This window comes from Streptomyces bambusae (genome assembly GCF_019400985.1).
GTDB classification, from domain to species: domain Bacteria; phylum Actinomycetota; class Actinomycetes; order Streptomycetales; family Streptomycetaceae; genus Streptomyces; species Streptomyces bambusae_A.
In genome coordinates, this window is the sequence record NZ_WTFF01000120.1 from 1 (window position 1) to 20,741 (window position 20,741).

Consider the following 20,741-nt stretch of genomic DNA (forward strand, 5'->3'; position numbering starts at 1 on the left):
AACTTGGTGGCGCATGTCGCAGATACACACGACATAGAACAAGCAAACAGCGTAAGATCGTCGGCAGCATAAGATGTGTAAAGGAGACAGCCCCCGGGGCGGCCACCCCCGCCCGGCCACCGCAGGCCGGGCGGGCGGCCCGTGCCACCGGCCACCGCCGGCCCGGCCGTCGGGATGGAGCCGGTGTGCGCGCTGTTCACCGTGGTCAGGCAGTACGCGAGCGGTCCGGCCAGGGCCGCGGCCAGCCCGACCGCGGCCGTGGCGAGGGCGAAGCCCCGTCCGAACCGGCTGCCGGCCAGCAGCCCGGCCGCCGCCGCCAGCCCGGCCGCCAGCACCGCCCAGCGCAGCCACGGCAGGTACGACTCGGCGCGGCCGAGCAGGACGTACGACCAGGCGGCGGTCAGCGCGAGCGAGCCGGCGAGGGTGGCCGCGGCGGGCACGCTGTGCCGCTCCTCCCACAGCACGGCCACGCCCATCCCGACGAGCGCGGCGACGAACGGGGCCAGCGCCACGGTGTAGTACTCGTGGAAGATGCCCTGCATGAAGCTGAACACCGCCATGGTGATCAGCAGCCCGCCGCCCCAGGCCAGGAAGGCGGCCCGGGCCATGCTCTCCAGCGAGTCGGTGGCCCGCCGGGCCCGCCAGGTGACGACGATCCCGGCGACGAGCAGCACCAGCGCGGCCGGCAGCAGCCAGGAGATCTGCCCGCCGACGGCGCCCGAGAACAGCCTGTCGACACCGGTCTGACCCCACATGCCTCCCCCGCCGCCGGGCCGGTAGCCACCGCCGACACTGCCGGTCTCGTTGCCGTTGATCCGGCCCAGGCCGTTGTAGCCGAGGGTCAGTTCGAGGAAGGAGTTGTTCTGCGACCCGCCGATGTACGGCCGGGAGGACGCCGGCCACAGCTCCACGACCGCCACCCACCAGCCGCCGGCCACGACCATCGCCAGCCCGGCCGACAGCAGCTGGCCCAGCCTGCGCCGCAGCCGGGTCGGCGCGCAGACCGCGTAGAGCACGGCGAGCGGCGGCAGGATGACGAAGGCCTGGAGGGTCTTGGTCAGGAACGCGAACCCGAGGGCGGCGCCCGCCCCCACCAGCCACCCGGTGCGGGCGCCGTCGAGGGCGCGCAGCACGCAGTACACGGTGACGGTCAGCAGCAGGGTCAGCAGCGCGTCGGGGTTGTTGAAGCGGAACATCAGCGCGGCGACGGGCGTGAGCGCGAACACGGCGCCGGCGAGCAGCCCGGCCGCCGCCCCGAACTGGCGGCGGACGGCGGCGTGGAGCACCGCCGTGGTCGCCACGCCCATCAGCGCCTGCGGTACGAGGATCTGCCAGGAGCCGAGCCCGAACAGCCGGACCGACAGGGCCATGGGCCACAAGGCGGCCGGGGGCTTGTCGACGGTGATGGAGTTGCCGGCGTCGGAGGAGCCGAAGAAGAAGGCCTTCCAGCTCTCGCTGCCCGCCTGGACGGCGGCGGAGTAGAAGGAGTTGGCGTAGCCGGAGGCGCTGAGGTTCCACAGCAGCAGCACGGCGGTGCCCAGCAGCAGGGCGGCGAGCGCGGGGCGCTCCCAGCGGGCCCGCCCGGTCTGCGCGACGACGGTGCGTCCGGGCAGCGGCGGTACGAGGGCGGCGGGTGGGGCCGTGGTCATCGATCGGTGTCCTTCGGGTGGGTGGCAGCGCGCTCGGGGAAGACCCAGGCGCGGAAGAGCAGGAAGCGCAGCACGGTCGCGGCGAGGTTGGCGGTGATCAGGACGGCCAGTTCGGTGGTGTGGGCCGGGCGGCCGCCGGCCGCGTGGAGCGCGGCGAGGGAGCCCGAGGTCAGCGCCAGGCCGATGGCGAACACCAGCAGCCCCTGTGCCTGGTGGCGCAGGGCCCGTTCACGGCCGCGGACTCCGAAGGTGAGCCGCCGGTTGGCCGCCGTGTTGGCGAGCGCCGACAGCAGCAGGGCGGCGGCGTTGGCGGTCTGTGCCCCGGCGCCGAGCCGGAAGAGGGAGTACAGGGCCAGGTAGCAGAGCGTGGACAGTACGCCGACGGCGCAGAAGCCCAGCAGCTGGCGGGCCAGCCCGCGCGGCACCCCGGTCAGGTTCCGGTCGCGCGGGTCGTCGCCGAACGGCCGGGTCAGCCGGTCCAGCGGCAGCGCGCCGACGGCCAGCGCCCGGCCCACCCGCCACACGCCCTTGAGGTCGTCGACGGCCGTGCCGACGATGTGGACGGTGGAGTCCGGATCGTCCACCCAGTCGACGGGCACCTCGTGGATGCGCAGTCCGGCCCGCTCGGCGAGCACCAGCAGCTCGGTGTCGAAGAACCATCCCGAGTCCTCCACCAGCGGCAGCAGCCGCTCGGCGACATCGCCGCGGACGGCCTTGAAGCCGCATTGGGCGTCGCTGAACCGGGCGGCGAGCGAGGAGCGCAGCAGCAGGTTGTAGGCCCGGGAGACGAACTCCCGCTTGGCGCCGCGCACGACCCGGGAGGAGCGGGCCAGCCGGGTGCCGATCGCGAGGTCGGAGTGCCCGGAGATCAGCGGGGCGACCAGCGGGAGCAGGGCGTTGAGGTCGGTGGACAGGTCCACGTCCATATAGGCGAGGACCGGCGCTTCGGAGCGGGACCAGACCGTGCGCAGGGCCCGGCCGCGGCCCTTCTGCTCCAGCCGGACGCTGCGTACGCACGGCAGGCCGGCGGCGAGCCCGGCCGCGACCTCGGGCGTCCGGTCGGTGCTGGCGTTGTCGGCGACGGTGATCCGGAACGGGTACGGGAAGGTGCGCGTCAGGTGCTCGTGCAGGCGGTGCACGCACGGCCCGAGGTCCTTCTCCTCGTTGAAGACGGGGACCACGACGTCCAGCACGGGCGCGCCGGGCGCACGCTGCGCGGCCGGGGATCTGACGTCGACCGGGGTGCGCGCCGGGAGGGCGCCCGGGGAGGTGTCGGTTGCCATGGACCGACCCTCGCCGGGCGGCCTGTCACGGCTGTGTGGCCAGGCTGTGGCGTGCCTGTGGGTCCGGGTCCCCCGGCGCGGCGTGGGAGGGCCGGACGGGGAGTTCCACGTCGAAGCGGGTGCGCCCCGGCTCGCTGTGGACGCCGACCCGCCCGCCGTGCGCGGCGACGACGGCCTGCACGATGGCCAGGCCCAGCCCGGTGGATCCGGCGTGCCGGGAGCGGGAGGCGTCGCCGCGGGCGAAGCGCTCGAAGACGTGGGGGAGCAGCTCGGCCGGGATACCGGGCCCGTCGTCCTCGATCTCGACGCGGACGGTGCCGGGCCCTGGTGCGGATGGCGAGGTCCGCACCCGTGCCGTGACGGTGGTGCCCGGCGGGGTGTGCGTGCGGGCGTTGGCGAGCAGGTTGATCAGTACCTGCTGGATCCGGGCCGGATCGGCGTGCACCGGGGCGGGACCGTCGGGCAGTTCCAGGCGCCAGTGGTGCTCCGGGCCCGCCGCACGCGCATCGCTGACGGTGTCCACGACCAGCGGCGCCAGATCGGTGTCCTGCCAGGACAGCGGCCGGCCGGCGTCCAGCCGGGCCAGCAGCAGCAGGTCCTCCACCAGGCCCGTCATCCGGGCCGCCTCGGACTCGATCCGGCCGAGCGCGTGCCGGATGTCGGGACCGGGCTCCTCCCGGCCGCGGCGGGTCAGCTCGGCGTACCCGCGGATCGAGGCCAGGGGGGTGCGCAGCTCGTGGCTGGCGTCCGCGACGAACTGGCGCACCCGCATCTCGCTCTGCTGGCGCGCGGTCAGCGCGGAGGAGACGTGTCCCAGCATCCGGTTGAGGGCCGCGCCGACCTGGCCGACCTCGGTCCGCGGATCGGCCTCGGCCTGCGGGACCCGCTCGTGCAGGGCCGGCTCGCCGCTGTGCAGGGGGAGTTCGGAGACCCGGGTGGCGGTCGCGGCGACCCGGCGCAGCGGGCGCAGGGCCACCCCGACCAGCGCCTGTCCGGCGAGGGAGGCGGCGATCAGCCCGGCCAGGGTGACGCAGACCTCGACGGCGATCAGGGTGGTGACGGTGGAATGCACGCCGTCGAGCGGGAAGCCCAGCACGATGCGGCCCCCGGGCAGGGATCCGGTGCGCACCAGGTAGGAGCCACGGCCGGGCAGGTCGACGGTCACCGGCCCGCCACCGCCGCGGCGGGCGGCGGCCGCGAGGGTGCGGGCCTCGGCGTCGGTGAGCCGCTTGAGGCAGACATAGTCCGGCGGGTCCGCCCGCTCGCTGGAGACGCTCTCGCTGACCGTCCCGTCGGCGTCGAGCAGCGCCGAGACCGCGCCCACGGGGGTGCCGGGCGCGCGGACGAAGCCGAAGGGCTGGGGCGAGCGCCGGCAGGTGGCCCGGTCGCCGGGCTTACCGTCGGCGGACCTGTCGCCGAGCCGGACCCCGCCCTTTCCGGGCGGCCCGGAGGCGAGCTCGACCGTGCTGCGCAGCTGGTTGTCGAGCTGCCCCACCAGGTACGAGCGCAGGGCCAGGGTGGTGACGGTGCCGATGACCGCGCCGACGACGGCGATCAGCGCGACCGCGGTGACCACGAGCCGGGTGCGCAGGGACCACCGCCGTGCGGGGCGCGATGTTTCACGTGAAACGCCGTCGCCGGGACGGCGTGGACGTGCCGGACGGGGTGGGTGTGCCGGACGGGGGGAGCGTACCGAGAGTCTGGGAAGCAGCCGTACGACGAGTCTGGGAAGCAGCCGCACTACTCGCCCGGCTTGATCAGATAGCCGGCCCCGCGCCGGGTGTGGATCATCGGGCTGCGACCGGGCCCGCTCTCCAGCTTGCGCCGGAGGTAGGAGATGTAGAGCTCGACGACATTGGCCTGGCCGCCGAAGTCGTAACTCCACACCCGGTCCAGGATCTGCGCCTTGCTGAGCACCCGGCGCGGGTTGCGCATCAGGTAGCGCAGCAGCTCGAACTCGGTCGCCGTCAGGTGGATCTCCTCACCGCCCCGGCTGACCTCGTGGCTGTCCTCGTCCAGTCGCAGGTCGCCGACCACCAGGACGGACTCGCTGCGCGCGGCCCGGGCCGCGCCGGAGCGCCGGATCAGGCCGCGCAGCCGGGCCACGACCTCCTCCAGGCTGAAGGGCTTGGTGACGTAGTCGTCGCCGCCGGCCGTCAGGCCGGCGATGCGGTCCTCGACGGAGTCCTTGGCGGTCAGGAACAGCACGGGCACGTGCGGCAGTTCGCGGCGCAGCCGGCCCAGGACGGCCAGGCCGTCCATGTCCGGGAGCATGACGTCGAGGACCACGGCGTCCGGCCGGAACGCGCACGCCGTCCTGATCGCGGCCGCCCCGTCCCCCGCGGTGCGGACCTCGCAGCCCTCGTAGCGCAGGGCCATGGACAGCAGCTCGGAGAGGGAGGCCTCGTCGTCGACGACGAGGATGCGGCAGGGCCCGCCGTCGGGCCGCAGCAGCGCCGCGGGGGAGGCGGCGGACGTGGACGCGGGGTGTGTGGTCGTCGCTGTCATGGCGCTCAGGCTGACCGCCGCCTCTGAGAGCCCCCTTGCGCCTTTCTGTGAATCTCCTGAGAAACCGCCCCGGCCGGCAGCCGTCGAGCACGCACCCGCACTCGACGACGGCGATCACGCTGAAAGACCCCCGAAGAACTCCTGAAGAACTCCTGAAGGGCTACTGAGCGTCCGGGCGCCGCGCCGTGTCCAGGTCGAACAGCCGGGCGGCGTTGTCGTGGCACACGGCGCGCAGCCAGTCGTCACCCAGGCCGAGCCGGTCCAGGGCCTGGAGCTGGTGCTCGTACGGATAGGGGATGTTGGGGAAATCGGTGCCGAGCAGGATCCGGTCCCCGAGGGCCGCCAGCCGGCCCCGCTCGGCTGCCGGGAAGCCGGCCAGCCGCTCGGCGAAGTCGGTGAAGGCCATGGTCGTGTCCAGGAACACCGCCGGGTACCGGTCGGCGAGGTCGAGGAAGTCGGCGTACTCGGGCATCCCCAGGTGCGCGACCACCAGCGGCAGCCGCGGGTGCCTGGCGAGCAGCCGGGCCACCGGGCCCGGCCCGGTGTGCTTGCCGGGCACCGGACCGGAAGCGCAGTGAACCACGACGGGGATCCCCGCCTCGGCCAGCAGGCCCCACACCGGCTCCAGGCGGTCGTCGGTCGGGTCGTACGCCCCGACCTGCACGTGCGCCTTGAAGACGCGCGCCCCGTCCTCGACGGCCTGCCGTACGTACCGTTCGACGCCCTCCTCCGGGTAGAAGGTGGCGGTGTGCAGGCAGTCCGGTGTCCGGGCGGCGAAGCCGGCGGCCCAGGAGTTGAGCCAGGCCGCCATCGCGGGCTTGTGCGGGTAGAGCATCGAGGTGAAGGCGACCACCCCGAACTCCCGCAGCAGGGCGACCCGTTCCTCTTCCTCGTGCCGGTAGGCGATGGGCCACTCCACACCGGTCAGGGGGCCGACGGCGTCGAAGTAGTCCCACACCTTGGCCATGACCCGCTCGGGCATGAAGTGGGTGTGGACGTCGACCAGTCCCGGCACCCCGAGCCGGTCCCGGAAGGCCCGGACCGCCTCAGCCGTTGCGGACAAATCCGTGGCTCCGCTCCACCGTCGCCACGTGCAGGGTGTAGCTCTCGTACCAGGTGGCTCGGCCTTCCTTCTGGGCCGCCTGGTGCTCCAACTCCTGCCGCCACTCGGCCAGGGACTCGTGGTCGCGGAAGTAGGCGACGGTGATGCCGAGGCCGCCGGGGGTGCGGGCGGACTCGTAGCCGAGGAATCCGGGGTTCTCCCGCACGATCTCGATCATGCGGGCCAGGGTCTCCGGATAGCCGGTGTCGTCCGCCGTGCGGACGGAGGTGAACACGGACATGACGTAAGGCGGTTCGAACGCCGGAAGGGGCTGGATGCTCATGCCCTCACCCTCCGCGGCCGGGTCCCCGCATGTCCACCGCAGAACGGCCCGGCGGGCCAAAGGGATCCAAGATTTGACCTTGCCCCGTCCGCCGGCCCGCCTACCCCGACCCGCTGACCCCGGCCCCGCCCCCGGCCCCGCCCCCGGCCCCGCCCTCAGAAGAGGCCGTCCTGCGACGCCGTCGCCCCCACCGCCCGCACCGGCACGGAGGTGACCGCCGGACCCGACAGGCCCGCCGGATCCACCGGGACCAGCTCCCAGCCGGCCAGCAGCCGGGCGTCCACCACCAGCCCGTCGGCGAAGTGCAGGTCCGGGCCCGCCGCCCCCACCAGCCGCCCGGCCACGACCCCACCGGGCACCATCGCGTCGAGCACCCGCTCCGGTCGCGGCAGCCCGTCGAGCCCGAACTCCCGGGCGTGGTCGACGACCTCGCAGGGCAGCCGGTCCAGCGAGTCCGGCCAGTCGGGCAGCGCGGCGGCCCGCTCGTGCAGCCCGGCCACCTCGGCCGCCCGCTGCGGCACGGGCGGCAGTTGGGCCCGTACCGCGCGCTTGCGCACGTACGCGATCCGGTCCGGCACCCCGAGGGCGGCCCGCAACAGCTCCTCGGTACGCCGGGCCGCCATCAGCGGACCGCGGCCCAGCCAGGTCCACGCGACCGCCCCCTGTTCCAGCAGCCGCGCCGAGCCGCGCTCCTCGGCGGTGATCCCGACCTTGACCAGGTCCGGCCCGAACCACGCCAGGTAGACGCGGTACGGGCGCGGATCGGCGGCGTTGGTGTCGGCGGCCACCGAGAAGGAGCGGTCCAGGCGGGCGCACTCGGGGCACTGCGCACTGCCGGCCCGCCCCGGGACCCCGGCCCCGGTCGGGCACGGGGTGCGCCGGCCGCCCCGCCGGACACCGAGGCAGTGCCGTGCGCCGCGGCCGGCGAAGGCGAGCGGGCGCCCGAAGTCCAGCACGCTCTCGCGCTCGGCGCGCTCGCCGGGCCCCTCCGCCCGGTACCAGCCGATCGCGGGGCGCCCTCCGCTCCAGCGCAGCCCGGTGCACCACCAGGTCACAGCGGGAGCGGCCGCTCGTGCGCAGCACCCGCGGAGAGCCCGACGGCCGCGCCCAGGGTGGCGTAGGACTGCCCGGCATCCTGCTGCAGACAACGCACGAGCGCCCGGCCGATCTCGTCCACGCGATCTACCTCCCACCCTGACCCCAAGCCCTGGCGGAGACCGTACCGCATCCTGCAATGCCACCATCGGCCCAGATGACGTTCAGACCACTCAAACCAAACAAGAATCACATCTGCCAGAACCAACCTCAGCCTGCACGAAACCCGGGACGACCACGTCCGAACCGGCAACCCGAACGACAACACCCCGGCCCACGAGAACCACCACACGCCCGGCGAGATCAGCGCGGGCCGCCCACACCGGGCCGCCCCGACAACGCGAAAGGCCCCCGGCGAACCGGGGGCCTTTCAGGCTGTGCACTCGGCAGGATTCGAACCTGCAACCTTCTGATCCGTAGCTCTAGCGAGACCGGTCAACGACGTTCATACCGGCCGCTTTGAGGCCTCGCCAGGGTGCTGGGGCTCAGGTGCGGTTGCGGTGGTTGCGGTACGCGGCTGCTGTACCCGCGCCACCAAGCGCAACAAGACAGCTGACGGCGTCCGTGAAGGTGCTCAGCGCCTGAGCCGAGGCAGGGAACAACACCAGGACGACGATGACCGCGATAACCCACGACTTACGCATCGGGTTTGACAGATCCCGGTAGGGAAGGGCCACACTCATAGACGAGCCTCCTACGGCTTAGCCCATCCCGCTGCCACCGCCTGGAAGCCTGTCAGCGGGATGGGCTCTTGTTTGCTTGAGTTCATAGTGGAGCGCAGCCACATCCACACGCAAAGAGCCAACCGACTTGACATTGTTTGCAGGTCAGAGCGCCTAACCCTTGAACATCAAGCGTCCATAGCGGATTTACGTAATACAGCAACCCGCCACGAGCAGCGACTCCCGGTTTCCCACTTTGCAAAGTAAAGCCGGTTTGACTTTGCTTTGCGTAACCGCAAAAAACGACTAATCGGGATAATGCCGACCAATGTTTTGGCTGAAAATAGCCAGTCTTGGCTGAAAGGTCTTCCAGGGGAACGGGTGAGTGGGCCCTGGCCACAGCGCGCCCCTGCTGTCATCCCGTCTGCCGTCGACCCACACGGAGTGATAGCGGGGCAGGCTCCTGGGGCCCAGGTGGAGCGCCCTGCTGGACGAACGACCTGGGCCCCAGGAGCCTGGTCTGCTATGGCTTGCCTGGGTCGACGGCAGGCGGGATGACAGCCCACACCTGCACCACAATCCCAGCCGCACTCGCACGACGGCCCCATGCATCCCGGAGTCGGAGCGCCCCCGCCGGAGGCATCGTTCTGACCTGGTGGCGTCGCCAGGCATTGGCGCCCGGGTTTGGTGTCGGGATGCCGCAGCTGCTCTGACAGGCCTGGCTGGCCGTGGCGCCGACCGGAGTGGTTCAGGTGGAGGGCCAGGCTCGCTCGACACTGGAAGCCTGGTCGGGCCGTGGGGCGTTGTGGAGCTGACGGCGCTGGCCTCGGAGGGGTTGTCCCGCCCATCAACCCTTCGCCGGACTTACGGCGTGCGGCCGGCGGCGGGGCCGGAGCGGGCGGCGGAGACAGGAGCGCAGGCCCGGGCGACGGGCCGCGCGCGCCGCGCCGTGCGCGGCGGGTGCCTTGATGGAGTAGGGAAACTTTCACCGCACGGGGAACAGCTGGCGCCCGTCATGGCTCCGCACGTGTGGCCCGTGCCCGTCCAGGGCGTCCAGGAGTCGGATCGCGTAGACCTCAGACATCCGCTCGGAGACCTCTTCGGGCGTGAGCCACTGGACAGCCGTGGTCTCGTCGGAGGTGCGCTCGGCACCCCCGGTCGCCTTGCACCGGAAGACCAGGGCGACGACCCCGAGCGTGACGTTCTTGTAGACCCCCGTCAGCTCCGCCACGTCCACGTCGAGCCCGGTCTCCTCCAGGACCTCGCGCCGAACACCTTCCTCCGGTGTCTCCGCGATCTCCAGCACCCCGCCCGGCAACTCCCACGTCCCATTGTCCGCCCGCCGGATCGCCAACAGCCGGCCGTCATCGCGGACCACCACACCGGCTACGGACACGGAGTGGCGAGGCGTTGACCGGGTCGTCGGGGCACTGTTACTCATGTACAGGAGCATAGGAGGAAGAGAAGGACCATGGGAACAGCTGTAGGAGGTGGCAAGGCCGTACCTCGGTACTTGCAGATCGCCGAGGACATCGTTCAGCAGATCCGCGCCGGCGCGTTGAAGCCAGGCGACCAGGTGCCGAGCGAAGCAGAGATGGTCGACCGCTACGGCGTGTCCGGCGGGACCATCCGTAAGGCCATGACCGAGATCCGCGCCAGTGGGCTCGTGGACACCCTGCACGGGAAGGGCTCGTACGTGAAGGCCCGGCCGCCCGTACGGCACCGATCGTCGGATCGCTTCCGGCGCTCGCTGCGCCGCGGGGGCAAGGCCGCGTACCTCGCGGAGTCGGAGCAGTCGGGCGCCACCGCCAAGGTCAGCGTCATCTACATCGGACCCATGGAGGCCCCCGAGGGCATCGCCGGTCGGCTGGGGGTCGCCCCCGGCACGAAGGTCCTCGCGCGCCGGCGCCTGTACTTCCGGAACGGGACACCGGTCGAGACGGCTACGTCGTACCTCCCGTGGGACGTCGTGAAGGACATCCCTGAGCTGTTCGAGGAGAACCCCGGTGGCGGCGGCATCTACGCCCGATTGGAGGAGCACGGCCACGAGTTCGCGGAGTTCGTGGAGACGCTCCAGGCCCGGCCGGCGGCCAAGGCTGAGGCCTCGGAGCTGGCGCTGAGCCCTGGGGCACCGGTCGTGCACCTGCTGCGCAACGCGGTCACGGAGGAGGGGCGGGTCGTGGAGGTCTGCGACACCCTGATGGCTGCTGACCAGTTCGTCTTCGAGTATCGGATCCCTGCTGCCGACTGACGGGCGCTCAACTCACTACAGCCCGCCGCGAGTTTTCTTTCGCGGCGGGTTGACTCATGTATAGGAGTCAGGCACTCTTCTTCATGTCACTCCTATACAGGAGTGACGAAGTCCAGCCTCTATAGAGGAGTGATCTGTCATGCGTCAGATTCCCGTCGACACCTCCGCCGCCATGCTGATGGTGGCCCAGCCGCCGCAGCCGAAGATCAAGGACAGGCGGACGGGTGAGATCGCGACCGACCTGGAGACCGGTGCGCCGCTGGCCACCGTGGACGTGGTGTTCCTGATGGCCGGGGTCTCCGATGTCCTGTCCGTCACCGTTCCGCAGCCCGGCGTCTCGAACGAGCTGGTGATGGGGACGCCGGTCGCGATCACCGGCCTGATCGCCCGGCCGTGGGAGAACGAGTTCAACGGCCAGAAGCGGCACGGGATCAGCTACCGCGCCGCCGCCGTCACCTCCCTCGCCGCTCCGGTCAAGGCCTGATTCCGGTGACCGGGGGACAGGTCGCCGCCCTGGGGGGCTTAGCGCTGGTCGCTGGTGGGCTGGGGTGGCTGAGGTGGAAGCGGCCCAGCTGGTACTGGCTCGGGTTCGGCTGGGTGGTCGTCGTGGTCCGGCTGCTGTGGTCGTACCGGTCGGTGATGGAGGCCTGCGGGCTGAGCGAACAGCCCTCTCGGTCCCGGGTGTTCGTCGCGGGCGTGCTGGACCGGGTTCCGGCTCGGGCCGTGCCGAAGCTGCGGCGGATCCGCGTAACGCGGTTCGGGCTGGTGCTGCGGATCAAGATCCTGCCCGGGCAGGACTTCCTCGACTACGACGCGGCCACCGAGCGGCTGCGGCACGCCTGGCGGACGCACGATGTGTACGTCCGGGCCCTGAAGCCGGGGTTCCTGGAGGTACGGCTGGTCGGGTACGACGTATTGAGGTACGTGGTCATGCCGCGCAAGCTCCCCGCCGCTGAGCTGCTGAAGGTGCCGGTGGCGCTGCGGTCGGACGGGGCGCTACATCTGCGGGACTTCCGGGCCAGTCCTCATGAGTTGGTGATCGGCGCGACGGAGTCGGGGAAGTCGGTCTACCTGCGCGGTCTGATCAAGGGGTTGGCGACGCAGCCGGTCGCCCTGGTGGGGATCGACTGCAAGTGGGGTGTGGAGCTGGCGCCGTTCGCCCGGCGGCTGTCCGCCCTCGCCTACACCCCGGAAGACGCTGCCGAACTGCTGGACGTGCTCGTTGAAGAGATGGTCCAGCGGTACGAGCTGATCCGAGCCTCACAAGGCCTGGGCGCCGGTGTCGCGGTGGAGGAGATCACCTCGGACGTGTGGGGGCTGCCCGAGGACGTCCGGCCGGCGCCGATCGTGCTGATCGTGGACGAGGTGGCAGAACTGTTCCTGATCGCCAACAAGGCCGACGAGAAGCGCCGCGACCACATGGTCACCCAGCTGATCCGCTTGGCCCAGCTCGGCCGCGCCGCCGCCATCTACCTGGAGGTCTGCGGGCAGCGGTTCGGCTCCGACCTCGGGTCTGGCGCGACCGCCCTGCGGGCCCAGCTCACCGGCCGCGTCGCGCACCGCGTCAATGACGAGGCCTCCGCAAAGATGGCCCTCGGCGACATCAGCGTCCGTGCAGTGGGTGCTGCTACCCAAATCGCCGTCGAACGGCCCGGGACCGCCGTGGTCGGCCTGCTCTCCGGCGGCTGGGCCCGCATCCGGTCGGCGTTCGTCTCCCTCGATGAGGTCGCGGCCGTCTGCGCCGATACCGCGCACCGCACGCCGTACATCCCGGCCTTGGCGGACTTCCGCATGCAGCCTGCGGTGCTGCCCACTCAGCCGTCCAAGCAGACCGTCTGAGCCTCCCTCCCCGAACCGGTCGGCGCGACCGCATCGCGCCAGGTCCCCTACCCCTCCCATGCCTGGAGACAGGAGTGATCACCATGGCCGCTCCACGAACGTCCCGCGCCCGCCGGGCCCCGGCCCCCGCGCCTACCTGTGGCGACTGCAACGGCTCGGGCGAGACCACCGAGACCGTACGCGTCGGCACTCGCAAGCTCCGCGAAACCGACGACCGGCAAGCCGCCCTCTGCCTGACATGCATGGGCACCGGCGAAGCCCCCGCCGGCTGACGCCGGGCCCCGCCCTCTGCTGCACGTCCCGAAGGAGGTGAAATCACGATGCACAGCAAGATCCGGCCGGACGCCGTCCTCGTGCAAGCCGTCATGGCCGGGGCACTGTCCTTCGCCCACCTGCACGACCTTGCCGCCGCTGCCGGTCAGGACGGGTGGAAGGCCTGGGCCTACCCGATCAGCGTGGACCTGCTCCTCGTCGCCGCCTGGCATCGGCTCCGGCTCCTGCGCAACGCCGGCCAGCCGACCCGGTCCGCGTGGACCTGGTTCGCCGTCGCGCTCGCTGCCTCGCTCGGCGCGAACGTCGCCACCGCCGGCCTGCTCGACCTGAACGACGTCCCGGCCTGGCTGCGGATCCTCGTCGCCGGATGGCCCGCACTGGCCTTCCTCGGCGGAACGCTCCTGGTCCACAAGCACCACCCCGAGCCGATGCCGATGCCGGCGCCGGACGTCGAGCACGACCAGGACGAGGGCCAGGTCCTCGACGTCGTACCGCTCCCCGAGGCGGAGCCTGAGCCGGTCGCCGCCGAGATCCCGGCGCCCGAGCCTGCTCCGGCCCTGCCCGCGCCGGCCCCTGCGGTTGCCGTCCCGGACGCGCTCCTCGCCTACGGCCGGAAGGTCGCCGACGAACACCGCGCCCGCACCGGCACCCCGATCGATACCGATGCCCTGCGCGCTCGCCTGGGTGTCCCTGCCCCGATGGCCGACGCCATCGCCGCACAGCTCGCCTGAGAGGACTCACGCACATGGCAGGAAACGAACCCTCCGCCGCCGACTACGTAGACGCCGCCCAGGAGATGGCCGACACCGGACACCCCCTGCTCGCCAAGCTGCTGGCGGAGGAAGCGGCGAACCGCACCCCCGACCCGACCGCAGCGGCCGACATCCTCCGCCAGTTCGGTGGCCGCGTCCTCCCCGCGAACGGAGACCGGTGATGGCCCGCTACCGCTTCCGCGACGTCCGCCGCTTCGGCCCGGTCCAGGTCGCCACCTACACCGACCGCCACGGCCGCGAGGCCCACACCGCCGCCTGCACCGCGCCCGGCTGCGGCTGGTCCGGCGACTACCTCGACCGCGCCGCTGCCGAACTCGCCGCCACCGCCCACCGATGCTCGCCCCGCTGACGACCAAGGGAGACCCGTCGTGAACACCGTCCCGCTCTGGCTCGCCGTCGCCGTCATCGGCTTCCTCGGGATCAAGCTCATCCGCCCGCCCTGGTGGCTGGTCGCCCTGCTGCTCCTGGGCGGCTTCCTCCTCGCCGACAGCATCCTCGCTCCCGCCATCGGCACCGCGATCAAGTAACCGGGCCGGAAGGGAGAACTGCCGTGAACCAGCCCGACGCTCAGCTCCGCAGCGGACACATCCCGGCCGACCTGATCCCGCCGGGTACCGACCCGCGATCGGTAGTCATCGTCCACACCACCCAGCGCTCATGGGTCGGCCCGGTGGCCCTGGTCCTCGTCGCCACCGTCGGCGTCTGCGGTCTGGTCTACGTGACCACCGTGGCGATCCTGTCCCTGGTCAAGGTCGCCGCCACGACCGCGGCCGCGCTCAAGGCCGCCATTCCGACCCTCGTCGGCGGCGGAAGCCTCGTCACCCTCGCCCTGAAGACCCCCAAGAGGCCCAGCAAGTAACCGGCCCCGGGACGGTCGTCAACCGCCAAGAAGTCGCCGTCCCGGCGCCGTGCTCCTGCCCGAACCAAACGATCCGGAAGGAAGCACCATCATGACCCAGCCCACCCCTGCCCCGCGGCAGATCTGCCCGAACTGCGACGGCCACGCCTCCGCCGCCATCACCCTCGGCGGCCGCAACAGCGCCGGCCACCTCCGCACCATCACCGCCCACTGTCCGGCCTGCCACGGCACCGGCACCCGCCCCGCCCGCACCGCCCCGACGGAGGTGCACGTCTGATGGGCATCTTCAGCGGACGCAAGCTGGACAAGGCCGTGCGTGAGGCCAACAACGCGGCTGTCATGGCGCACAACGACACCCTCGACAAGGCCTACGCCACCAACTTCGACGCCAGCCCGGAAGCGCGCCGAGACCTGGAGCAGGCCGCACAGCGTCGCAACGAGCTGATCGCCAAGGCAGACCAGATCGAGGCCACCCGCGACGCCTACAAGCGGCGGCGCCGATGACCGACGCCGCCACCACGGCGGACCTGGACCCGGCCACCCTGGGCGACCTGCTCAGGGTGGCCGGGGCTCCCGGTTTCGACCGCTGGAAAGACCAGGTCCACCGCACCGGAGGATGCGCCGACCCGATCCACGTCACCGGCTGGTCCCTCACCCAGGACAAGGCCTCCGGCACCACCCTGCACCGGTACTCCACCGCCGACGAACCCGGCGCACGGCTCCGCATCGCCTGCGGCAACCGCCGCGCCTCCCGCTGCCCGTCCTGCGCCTGGACCTACGCGGGCGACACCTTCCACCTCATCCGCGCCGGCCTCGCCGGGGACGACCGCCGCGACATCCCCGCCACCGTCCGCGAACACCCCCGCGTCTTCGCCACCCTCACCGCCCCCTCCTTCGGCCCGGTCCACAACCGCCCCGACTCCGGCAGCTGCCGCTGCGGAACCCAGCACACGCCCGGCGAGGGCGTCCTCGGCACCGCCCTCGACCCGACCACCTACGACTACGCAGGCGCGGTCCTCTTCAACAACCATGCCGGACAGCTCTGGTCCCGCTTCACCACCCGCCTGCGCCGCGAGATCGCCGCCCGCGCCGGCCTCACCCAACGCGAGCTGAAGGAGGTCTGCCGGGTCTCCTTCGGCAAGGTCGCCGAGTTCCAGAAGCGCGGCGCCATCCACTTCCACGCCGTCATCCGCCTCGACGGACCCGAAGGCGCCCACACCCCGCCGCCCCACTGGGCCAGCACCCGACTCCTCACCGAAGCCATCCGTGCCGCCGCCCACCACACGTACACGTCCATCACCGTCCCGGCCGCCGCCGACCAACCCGCCCGCGTCCTGCGCTGGGGCGCCCAGCTCGACATCCGCCCCATCAAGGCCTTCGGCGACGGCTCCGACGTCACCGAACAGGCCGTCGCCTCCTACGTCGCCAAGTACGCCACCAAAGCCGCCGAGAACACCGGCACCCTCGACCGCCGCGTAGGCAACCGCGAAGCCCTGGTCCTCCTCGACGTCCCCAACCACGCCGCCCGCCTCATCGAGGCCTGCCTCGACCTCGACCCGCTCTACCCAGACCGCCGCCTCGCCGCCTGGGCCCACATGCTCGGCTTCCGCGGCCACTTCTCCACCAAGTCCCGCCAGTACTCCACCACCCTCGGCGCCCTCCGCCAGACCCGCGCCGACTACCGCGCCGCCCAGGAACGCCACGCCCGCGGCCTCGCCGACGTCGAGCCGGACACCGTGCTCGTACTCGCCTCCTGGCAGTACGCCGGCCACGGCCACACCCCCGGCGAGTCCCTCCTCGCCGCCTCCATCGCCCGAGACATCCAGCTCAACCGCGAAACCGCCCGCGAAGCCCTGCACGACCAACTGCACCTGGAAGGAGCCCTGTCATGACGACAGCCACCGTCATCCAACCCAAGTGGCACACCACCGCCGAGGTCGCCGCCATGCTCGGCTTCGGCCTCTCCAAGACCAAGATGCTGGTACTCACCGGAGAGATCCGGTCCGTGAAGGTCGGGCGCAACCGCAAAATCCTGCCGTCCTGGGTAGACGAGTACGTCGAGCGGATCGCCTCCGAGGCGGAGCGGTGGTCGGCATGAGCGGCAAGCGGGCCAACGGCGAGGGGTCCATCTACCCCTACAAGAACGGGTTCGCGGCGTACGTCTGGGTCGACACCCCGGACGGGAAGCGCAAGCGGAAGTACGTCTACGGCAAGACCCGCGAGGAGGTCCACGACAAGTGGATCAAGCTGCACACCGAGGCTAAGAAGGGGCCTGTGGCGACTCGGCACCGCACGGTCGCGGCCTTCCTGGCGTACTGGCTCAAGGAGATCGTCAAGCCCCACCTCGCGCCGCTGTCGTACGTCTCCTACGAGGGGTACACCCGGCTGTACATCGCTCCCCACCTCGGCTCGAAGCGGCTCGACAAGCTCACGGTGCGGGACGTTCGGGAGTGGCTGAACAAGCTGGCCACGATCTGCCAGTGCTGCGCCCAGGGCAAGGACGCGAAGCGATCACCCAACCGGCGGAAGTGCTGCGCGGTCGGCGAGTGCTGCGAGGCCTACCCGTCCCGCCGCGTCGTCCAGGGCGCCCGGGACGCCCTCCGCGCCGCCCTGACCCATGCCGTGACCGAGGAGGAGATCGGAAAGAACGTCGCCTCCCTCGTGAAGGTGCCCAAGCCCCGCCGCAAGCGGATCAAGCCCTGGTCCGTCGCGGAAGCCGGGCGCTTCCTGGCCGACGGTGCGGCCCGGGACGATCACCTGTTCGCCGCCTGGGTGCTCGTGCTCTGCCTCGGGCTCCGCCGGGGTGAGGTGCTGGGGCTGACCTGGAAGTCGGTCGACTTCGAGGCCGGACAGCTCTACGTCGACCACCAGATCCAGCGGGCCGGGCGGCAGATCCTGCACCGGGAGACCAAGACGGAGGACTCGGACGACTTCCTGCCCCTGCCGGCGCTCTGCCTGAAGGCGCTCCGGATGCGGCGTGCACAGCAGACCGGTGATCGCAAGGCGGCCGGTGAGCTGTGGCAGGGCAGCAATGATCTGGTCTTCACCACGAAGTACGGGACCCCGATCGAGCCGGGGAACCTGACCCGGATGTTCGCCCTGCGGGCCCGGCGCGCCGGCCTCCGCGCGATCCCGCTGCGGAACACCCGGCACACCTGCGGCTCGCTCTTGGTGGCGCTGAAGGTCCACCCCAAGGTCGCTCAGCGCATCCTGCGGCACTCGCAGATCGCCATGACCATGGAGGTGTACGCCGAGGCGAGCGAAGAGGACGTACGCGAGGCGCTCGGCAAGCTGTCCGAAGCAATGGGTGGCAGCGGCTGACGCGGTTGCTGTACTTCGCTGCTGTACGAGCGGAAAACGCCAGAGGCCCCGGATCTCTCCGGGGCCTCTGGCCTGCTGTGCACTCGGCAGGATTCGAACCTGCAACCTTCTGATCCGTAGTCAGATGCTCTATCCGTTAAGCTACGAGTGCTTGGGCTTCCCGGGGTTTTTCGCCCCGTTGGCCTTGCGAGAACAACAATACATGGACCTCGCCGGGACGCGAAATCCATTAGGCAAACCCTCCCTGACCTGGACGAATCGCCCCACACGAGGCGTCCGGCCGAGGTTTGGGGCGTCGTAGGGGTTGACGGGAGCACGACGAAGCCCCGGTCCATGAGGACCGGGGCTTCGGTGGTGCGGAGGCGGAGGGATTTGAACCCTCGATGGACGGTAAAGCCCAAACCGCATTAGCAGTGCGGCGCCATAGACCGGACTAGGCGACGCCTCCAGCGCGCCCTCGCGGAGGAGGGTGCGTGCAGATGATGACACAGGCGTGGGCTCGGTCACCAATCCGGTCTCACGGTACTAGGAGCGGCCCCCCGAGAGCAAAGGCTTAAGGCGAGGAACGTCCAGGCGGGCGCGTCGTTGGGCAGGGGGTACGACGTACGGACGACCTGGAGTGATCTTGATGCGTCTCGCCGCCCTCGCCGTCACCTCTGCGCTGGCCGCCGCGGCCGCCGGTCCGCTGCCCCCGCTGCCGCTCGCCAAGCTGCTGGCCTCACCCGACCGGCTCACGGTCACCGTCGCGGACACCGGCAACCCACGGGCCGACGGGGAGTACCGGCTGGAGTGCGACCCGCCCGGCGGCACCCACCCGGAGGCGGAGAGGGCGTGCGCGCGACTCGCCCGGCTCGCCCGGCAGGGAAAGGACCCGTTCGCCCCGGTCGGCAAGGACGCGGTGTGCTCCTTCCAGGACGGCGGGCCGGCCACCGCGCACGTCGAGGGAACATGGCAGGGCCGCCCGGTGGACGCCAGGTTCCGGCGCCGCAACGGCTGCGAGATCAAGCGGTGGAAGGACTTGGAACCTCTCCTTCCGGGTCGGCCTTCCTGACCGGCGGCGTTCCTGGAAGGATGGGCGGCGTGCTGTGGGAGAGCCCCGCCGTCCGACCTCCCGGGCCGGGCCGGTGGCCTTAGACTCCTCCCGTGACATGCCGGTAGTCGTGGTCAGGGGAGGAAGCTCGTCGTGAGCAGCAGGCCATCCCGAGGCGCTGCTCGCCTCGCAGCAATACTCGACGCGCTGCCCGATGCGCTGCTCCTCGTCAACGCCAACGGCACGGTGGTCAACGCCAATTCGATCGCCCTCGACGTCATGGAGAGCCCCGGCACGGGCCTCGTCGGGCGCGGCGTCCTCGACCTGCTGCCCCAGTTCGACTTCAAGCTGATCCCCGGCTCCATGCGCCGCCCCGGTGACGACGACGGCGGGCGGCGCGAACCGACCCGGATGATCGCGCGGCGGACCGACGGCAGCGAGTTCCCCGTCGAGGTGACCAGCGCCAACCTCGACGGCCGCGACGCCTACCGCGAGCCGCACCCTGGCTACACCGGCGACGAGCTGCTGATGCTCGTCGTACGCGACCTGTCCGGGACCGTGGACACCGAGGCGGAGCTCGCCCGTTCGCAGCGGCAGACCGAGATGATCCTGCGGGCCGCGGCGGAGGGCGTCGTGGGCACCGACACCGAGGGCCGGGTCGTCCTCGTCAACCCGGCCGCCGCGCAGATCCTCGGCTACCGGGCCACCGATCTGGGCAACCGCGAACTGCACGGCCTGATCCAGCACTCCCGCGCCGACGGCTCCCCCTTCCCCTTCGAGGAGTCCCCGCTCGCCGACACCCTGCGCAGCGGCCGCAAGCACCGGGTGCGCGGGCAGGTGCTGTGGAACAAGGCCGGGCAGCCGGTCTCCGTGGACCTGACCACCTCCCCCGTCCGGGACGGGGACCAGCTGGTCGGGGCCGTCATGACCTTCACCGACCGGCGCCCGTACGACGCGCTGGCCGCGCGCCACGCCCAGCTGGTGGCCGTGCTCGGCGACGCCCTGCGCGGACCGCTGGACGAGCTGCGCGGCGAGCTGGCGACCCTGGCGGCCGACGACGGCGGACAGCTGTGGCCCGAGGCCAACCAGCTCCTGCACCACCTGGCCGCCGGCTACTCGCGGATGACGACGCTGGTCGACAACGTGCTCGGCTTCCAGCGGCTCGACGCCGGCGCCGAGAAGCTGAAGAAGAAGAACGTGCTGATCGACGGGGTCGTGGCGGCCGGTGTCGACGGAGCCGTCGAGCTGATCGGGCCCGGCCGGGCGCAGTTCGCCGTGCACGCGCCGACGATCGAGGCCGAGGTGGACGCGGACCGCATCGCGACCGCGCTCGCCCACCTGATCGCGGACGTCGCCGGGGTGGACGCCACCGGCAAGACGCCGCAGGGCAGCGGGTACATGGACTCCACGGTCGTGGTGGCGGCGGCGCAGCGCGGCGATGTCGTACGGATCGAGGTGCGCGGCCCGTACGACGGCGGGAACCCGGTGCACGAGCCGATCGTGCGGGGCATCGTCACCGCCCACGGCGGCGTGCTCCAGACCGTCGAGGTGCCGGGAGCTCCCGGCGGGGCGTACGTCCTGGAGCTGCCGCTCGGGGCCGGGGCGGGGACCGTGACCCTGCCGGAGCCGCCCCCGGAGGCGCCGAAGGCTCCCGAGACAGAGAACACGGAGAACACGGAGGCCGTCACCGGCGCCGGTGACGGCGCGGAGCGGGGCTCCGGGCGACGGCGGGCCCGGCGCGGCGTGGACGCGTTCCTGGAGGACGAGGCCGCTGCCGCGGGCAACGGCGCTGACGGCGGGGACGCGCTGGCGC

General features: G+C 71.8%; 24 protein-coding genes, 2 tRNA genes and 1 pseudogene. 15 read left to right on the forward strand and 12 right to left on the reverse strand.

Annotated elements, in window-relative coordinates; all coding sequences use genetic code 11:
* From GPJ59_RS18005 to GPJ59_RS18050, 10 genes and pseudogenes are all read right to left on the reverse strand, one after another.
* A partial coding sequence (locus tag GPJ59_RS18005; protein WP_219668213.1) for an ArnT family glycosyltransferase occupies positions 1-1,649 on the reverse strand: 1,649 nt, incomplete at its 3' end.
* Complete coding sequence (locus GPJ59_RS18010) at positions 1,646-2,932, reverse strand: bifunctional glycosyltransferase family 2/GtrA family protein (protein ID WP_219668214.1); 1,287 nt, start codon at positions 2,930-2,932, stop codon at positions 1,646-1,648. The genes GPJ59_RS18005 and GPJ59_RS18010, both read right to left, overlap by 4 nt.
* Before the next feature lie 25 nt (positions 2,933-2,957).
* The gene (locus tag GPJ59_RS18015; protein WP_374200863.1) at positions 2,958-4,508 is read right to left on the reverse strand and encodes a sensor histidine kinase; all 1,551 of its coding nucleotides are present in this window, start codon (positions 4,506-4,508) and stop codon (positions 2,958-2,960) included.
* A 164-nt stretch (positions 4,509-4,672) separates the two neighbouring features.
* Positions 4,673-5,440: a response regulator transcription factor gene (locus tag GPJ59_RS18020; protein ID WP_308120352.1), complete on the reverse strand. Its 768-nt coding sequence runs from the start codon at positions 5,438-5,440 to the stop codon at positions 4,673-4,675.
* A 160-nt stretch (positions 5,441-5,600) separates the two neighbouring features.
* A complete protein-coding gene (locus GPJ59_RS18025; RefSeq protein ID WP_219668215.1) occupies positions 5,601-6,503 on the reverse strand; it encodes an amidohydrolase family protein in 903 nt (300 codons plus the stop codon).
* Entirely contained in the window at positions 6,487-6,825 is a 339-nt protein-coding gene (locus tag GPJ59_RS18030; protein WP_219668216.1) for an antibiotic biosynthesis monooxygenase family protein, read from the reverse strand. Before GPJ59_RS18030 ends, GPJ59_RS18025 begins: the two co-directional genes overlap by 17 nt.
* Positions 6,826-6,980: 155 nt before the next feature.
* Positions 6,981-7,880, reverse strand: a complete 900-nt coding sequence (locus GPJ59_RS18035) for a DUF2797 domain-containing protein (protein ID WP_219668217.1) — start codon at positions 7,878-7,880, stop codon at positions 6,981-6,983.
* A gap of 11 nt (positions 7,881-7,891) precedes the next feature.
* Positions 7,892-8,002 (reverse strand): annotated as a pseudogene (locus GPJ59_RS18040) (AsnC family transcriptional regulator); the annotation flags it as partial.
* 403 nt (positions 8,003-8,405) lie between these two features.
* Positions 8,406-8,603 carry a hypothetical protein gene (locus GPJ59_RS18045; RefSeq protein ID WP_219668218.1) on the reverse strand — a complete coding sequence of 66 codons (198 nt, stop codon included), beginning with the start codon at positions 8,601-8,603 and terminating at the stop codon, positions 8,406-8,408.
* Positions 8,604-9,567: 964 nt separating this feature from the next.
* Positions 9,568-10,035, reverse strand: coding sequence for an NUDIX hydrolase (locus GPJ59_RS18050; protein WP_219668219.1), 468 nt, complete (start codon positions 10,033-10,035; stop codon positions 9,568-9,570).
* 18 nt (positions 10,036-10,053) lie between these two features.
* Here GPJ59_RS18050 and GPJ59_RS18055 point away from each other — a divergent pair, with 18 nt between their 5' ends.
* The 13 genes from GPJ59_RS18055 (at position 10,054) to GPJ59_RS18115 (ending at position 17,898) form a co-directional block, all read left to right on the forward strand.
* A complete protein-coding gene (locus tag GPJ59_RS18055) occupies positions 10,054-10,833 on the forward strand; it encodes a GntR family transcriptional regulator (RefSeq protein ID WP_219668220.1) in 780 nt (259 codons plus the stop codon).
* Between the two features lie 139 nt (positions 10,834-10,972).
* Positions 10,973-11,317, forward strand: coding sequence for an SCO3933 family regulatory protein (locus GPJ59_RS18060; protein WP_219668221.1), 345 nt, complete (start codon positions 10,973-10,975; stop codon positions 11,315-11,317).
* A gap of 5 nt (positions 11,318-11,322) precedes the next feature.
* Positions 11,323-12,672: an FtsK/SpoIIIE domain-containing protein gene (locus tag GPJ59_RS18065; RefSeq protein ID WP_374200864.1), complete on the forward strand. Its 1,350-nt coding sequence runs from the start codon at positions 11,323-11,325 to the stop codon at positions 12,670-12,672.
* Positions 12,673-12,992: 320 nt separating this feature from the next.
* Positions 12,993-13,676, forward strand: coding sequence for a DUF2637 domain-containing protein (locus tag GPJ59_RS18070; protein WP_219668222.1), 684 nt, complete (start codon positions 12,993-12,995; stop codon positions 13,674-13,676).
* Between the two features lie 14 nt (positions 13,677-13,690).
* Positions 13,691-13,879 (forward strand): hypothetical protein, encoded by a 189-nt coding sequence (locus GPJ59_RS18075; protein WP_219668223.1) that lies wholly within the window; start codon positions 13,691-13,693, stop codon positions 13,877-13,879.
* Positions 13,879-14,067 (forward strand): mobile element transfer protein, encoded by a 189-nt coding sequence (locus tag GPJ59_RS18080; RefSeq protein WP_219668224.1) that lies wholly within the window; start codon positions 13,879-13,881, stop codon positions 14,065-14,067. Before GPJ59_RS18075 ends, GPJ59_RS18080 begins: the two co-directional genes overlap by 1 nt.
* A gap of 19 nt (positions 14,068-14,086) precedes the next feature.
* Positions 14,087-14,245, forward strand: a complete 159-nt coding sequence (locus GPJ59_RS18085) for a hypothetical protein (RefSeq protein ID WP_219668225.1) — start codon at positions 14,087-14,089, stop codon at positions 14,243-14,245.
* A gap of 23 nt (positions 14,246-14,268) precedes the next feature.
* Positions 14,269-14,577 carry a hypothetical protein gene (locus tag GPJ59_RS18090; protein WP_219668226.1) on the forward strand — a complete coding sequence of 103 codons (309 nt, stop codon included), beginning with the start codon at positions 14,269-14,271 and terminating at the stop codon, positions 14,575-14,577.
* 91 nt (positions 14,578-14,668) lie between these two features.
* Positions 14,669-14,854: a hypothetical protein gene (locus tag GPJ59_RS18095; protein ID WP_219668227.1), complete on the forward strand. Its 186-nt coding sequence runs from the start codon at positions 14,669-14,671 to the stop codon at positions 14,852-14,854.
* The gene (locus GPJ59_RS18100) at positions 14,854-15,081 is read left to right on the forward strand and encodes a hypothetical protein (protein ID WP_219668228.1); all 228 of its coding nucleotides are present in this window, start codon (positions 14,854-14,856) and stop codon (positions 15,079-15,081) included. The genes GPJ59_RS18095 and GPJ59_RS18100 overlap by 1 nt, the downstream gene beginning before the upstream one ends.
* Positions 15,078-16,469 carry a replication initiator protein RepSA gene (gene repSA, locus GPJ59_RS18105; RefSeq protein WP_219668229.1) on the forward strand — a complete coding sequence of 464 codons (1,392 nt, stop codon included), beginning with the start codon at positions 15,078-15,080 and terminating at the stop codon, positions 16,467-16,469. Before GPJ59_RS18100 ends, repSA begins: the two co-directional genes overlap by 4 nt.
* Positions 16,466-16,675 carry an excisionase family DNA-binding protein gene (locus tag GPJ59_RS18110; protein ID WP_219668230.1) on the forward strand — a complete coding sequence of 70 codons (210 nt, stop codon included), beginning with the start codon at positions 16,466-16,468 and terminating at the stop codon, positions 16,673-16,675. The genes repSA and GPJ59_RS18110 overlap by 4 nt, the downstream gene beginning before the upstream one ends.
* Positions 16,663-17,898 carry a tyrosine-type recombinase/integrase gene (locus tag GPJ59_RS18115; protein WP_219668231.1) on the forward strand — a complete coding sequence of 412 codons (1,236 nt, stop codon included), beginning with the start codon at positions 16,663-16,665 and terminating at the stop codon, positions 17,896-17,898. Before GPJ59_RS18110 ends, GPJ59_RS18115 begins: the two co-directional genes overlap by 13 nt.
* 78 nt (positions 17,899-17,976) lie before the next feature.
* Here GPJ59_RS18115 and GPJ59_RS18120 read toward each other — a convergent pair.
* Positions 17,977-18,049, reverse strand: a tRNA-Arg gene (locus GPJ59_RS18120).
* A 206-nt stretch (positions 18,050-18,255) separates the two neighbouring features.
* Positions 18,256-18,346 (reverse strand) — tRNA-Ser (locus GPJ59_RS18125).
* 180 nt (positions 18,347-18,526) lie between these two features.
* Between GPJ59_RS18125 and GPJ59_RS18130 the strand changes: the two genes are divergently transcribed.
* Both GPJ59_RS18130 and GPJ59_RS18135 read left to right on the forward strand, forming a co-directional pair.
* Positions 18,527-18,949 (forward strand): SSI family serine proteinase inhibitor, encoded by a 423-nt coding sequence (locus GPJ59_RS18130; protein WP_219668236.1) that lies wholly within the window; start codon positions 18,527-18,529, stop codon positions 18,947-18,949.
* 132 nt (positions 18,950-19,081) lie between these two features.
* Positions 19,082-20,741: PAS domain-containing protein (locus GPJ59_RS18135; protein ID WP_219668232.1), on the forward strand; the 1,660-nt coding region annotated here is incomplete at its 3' end.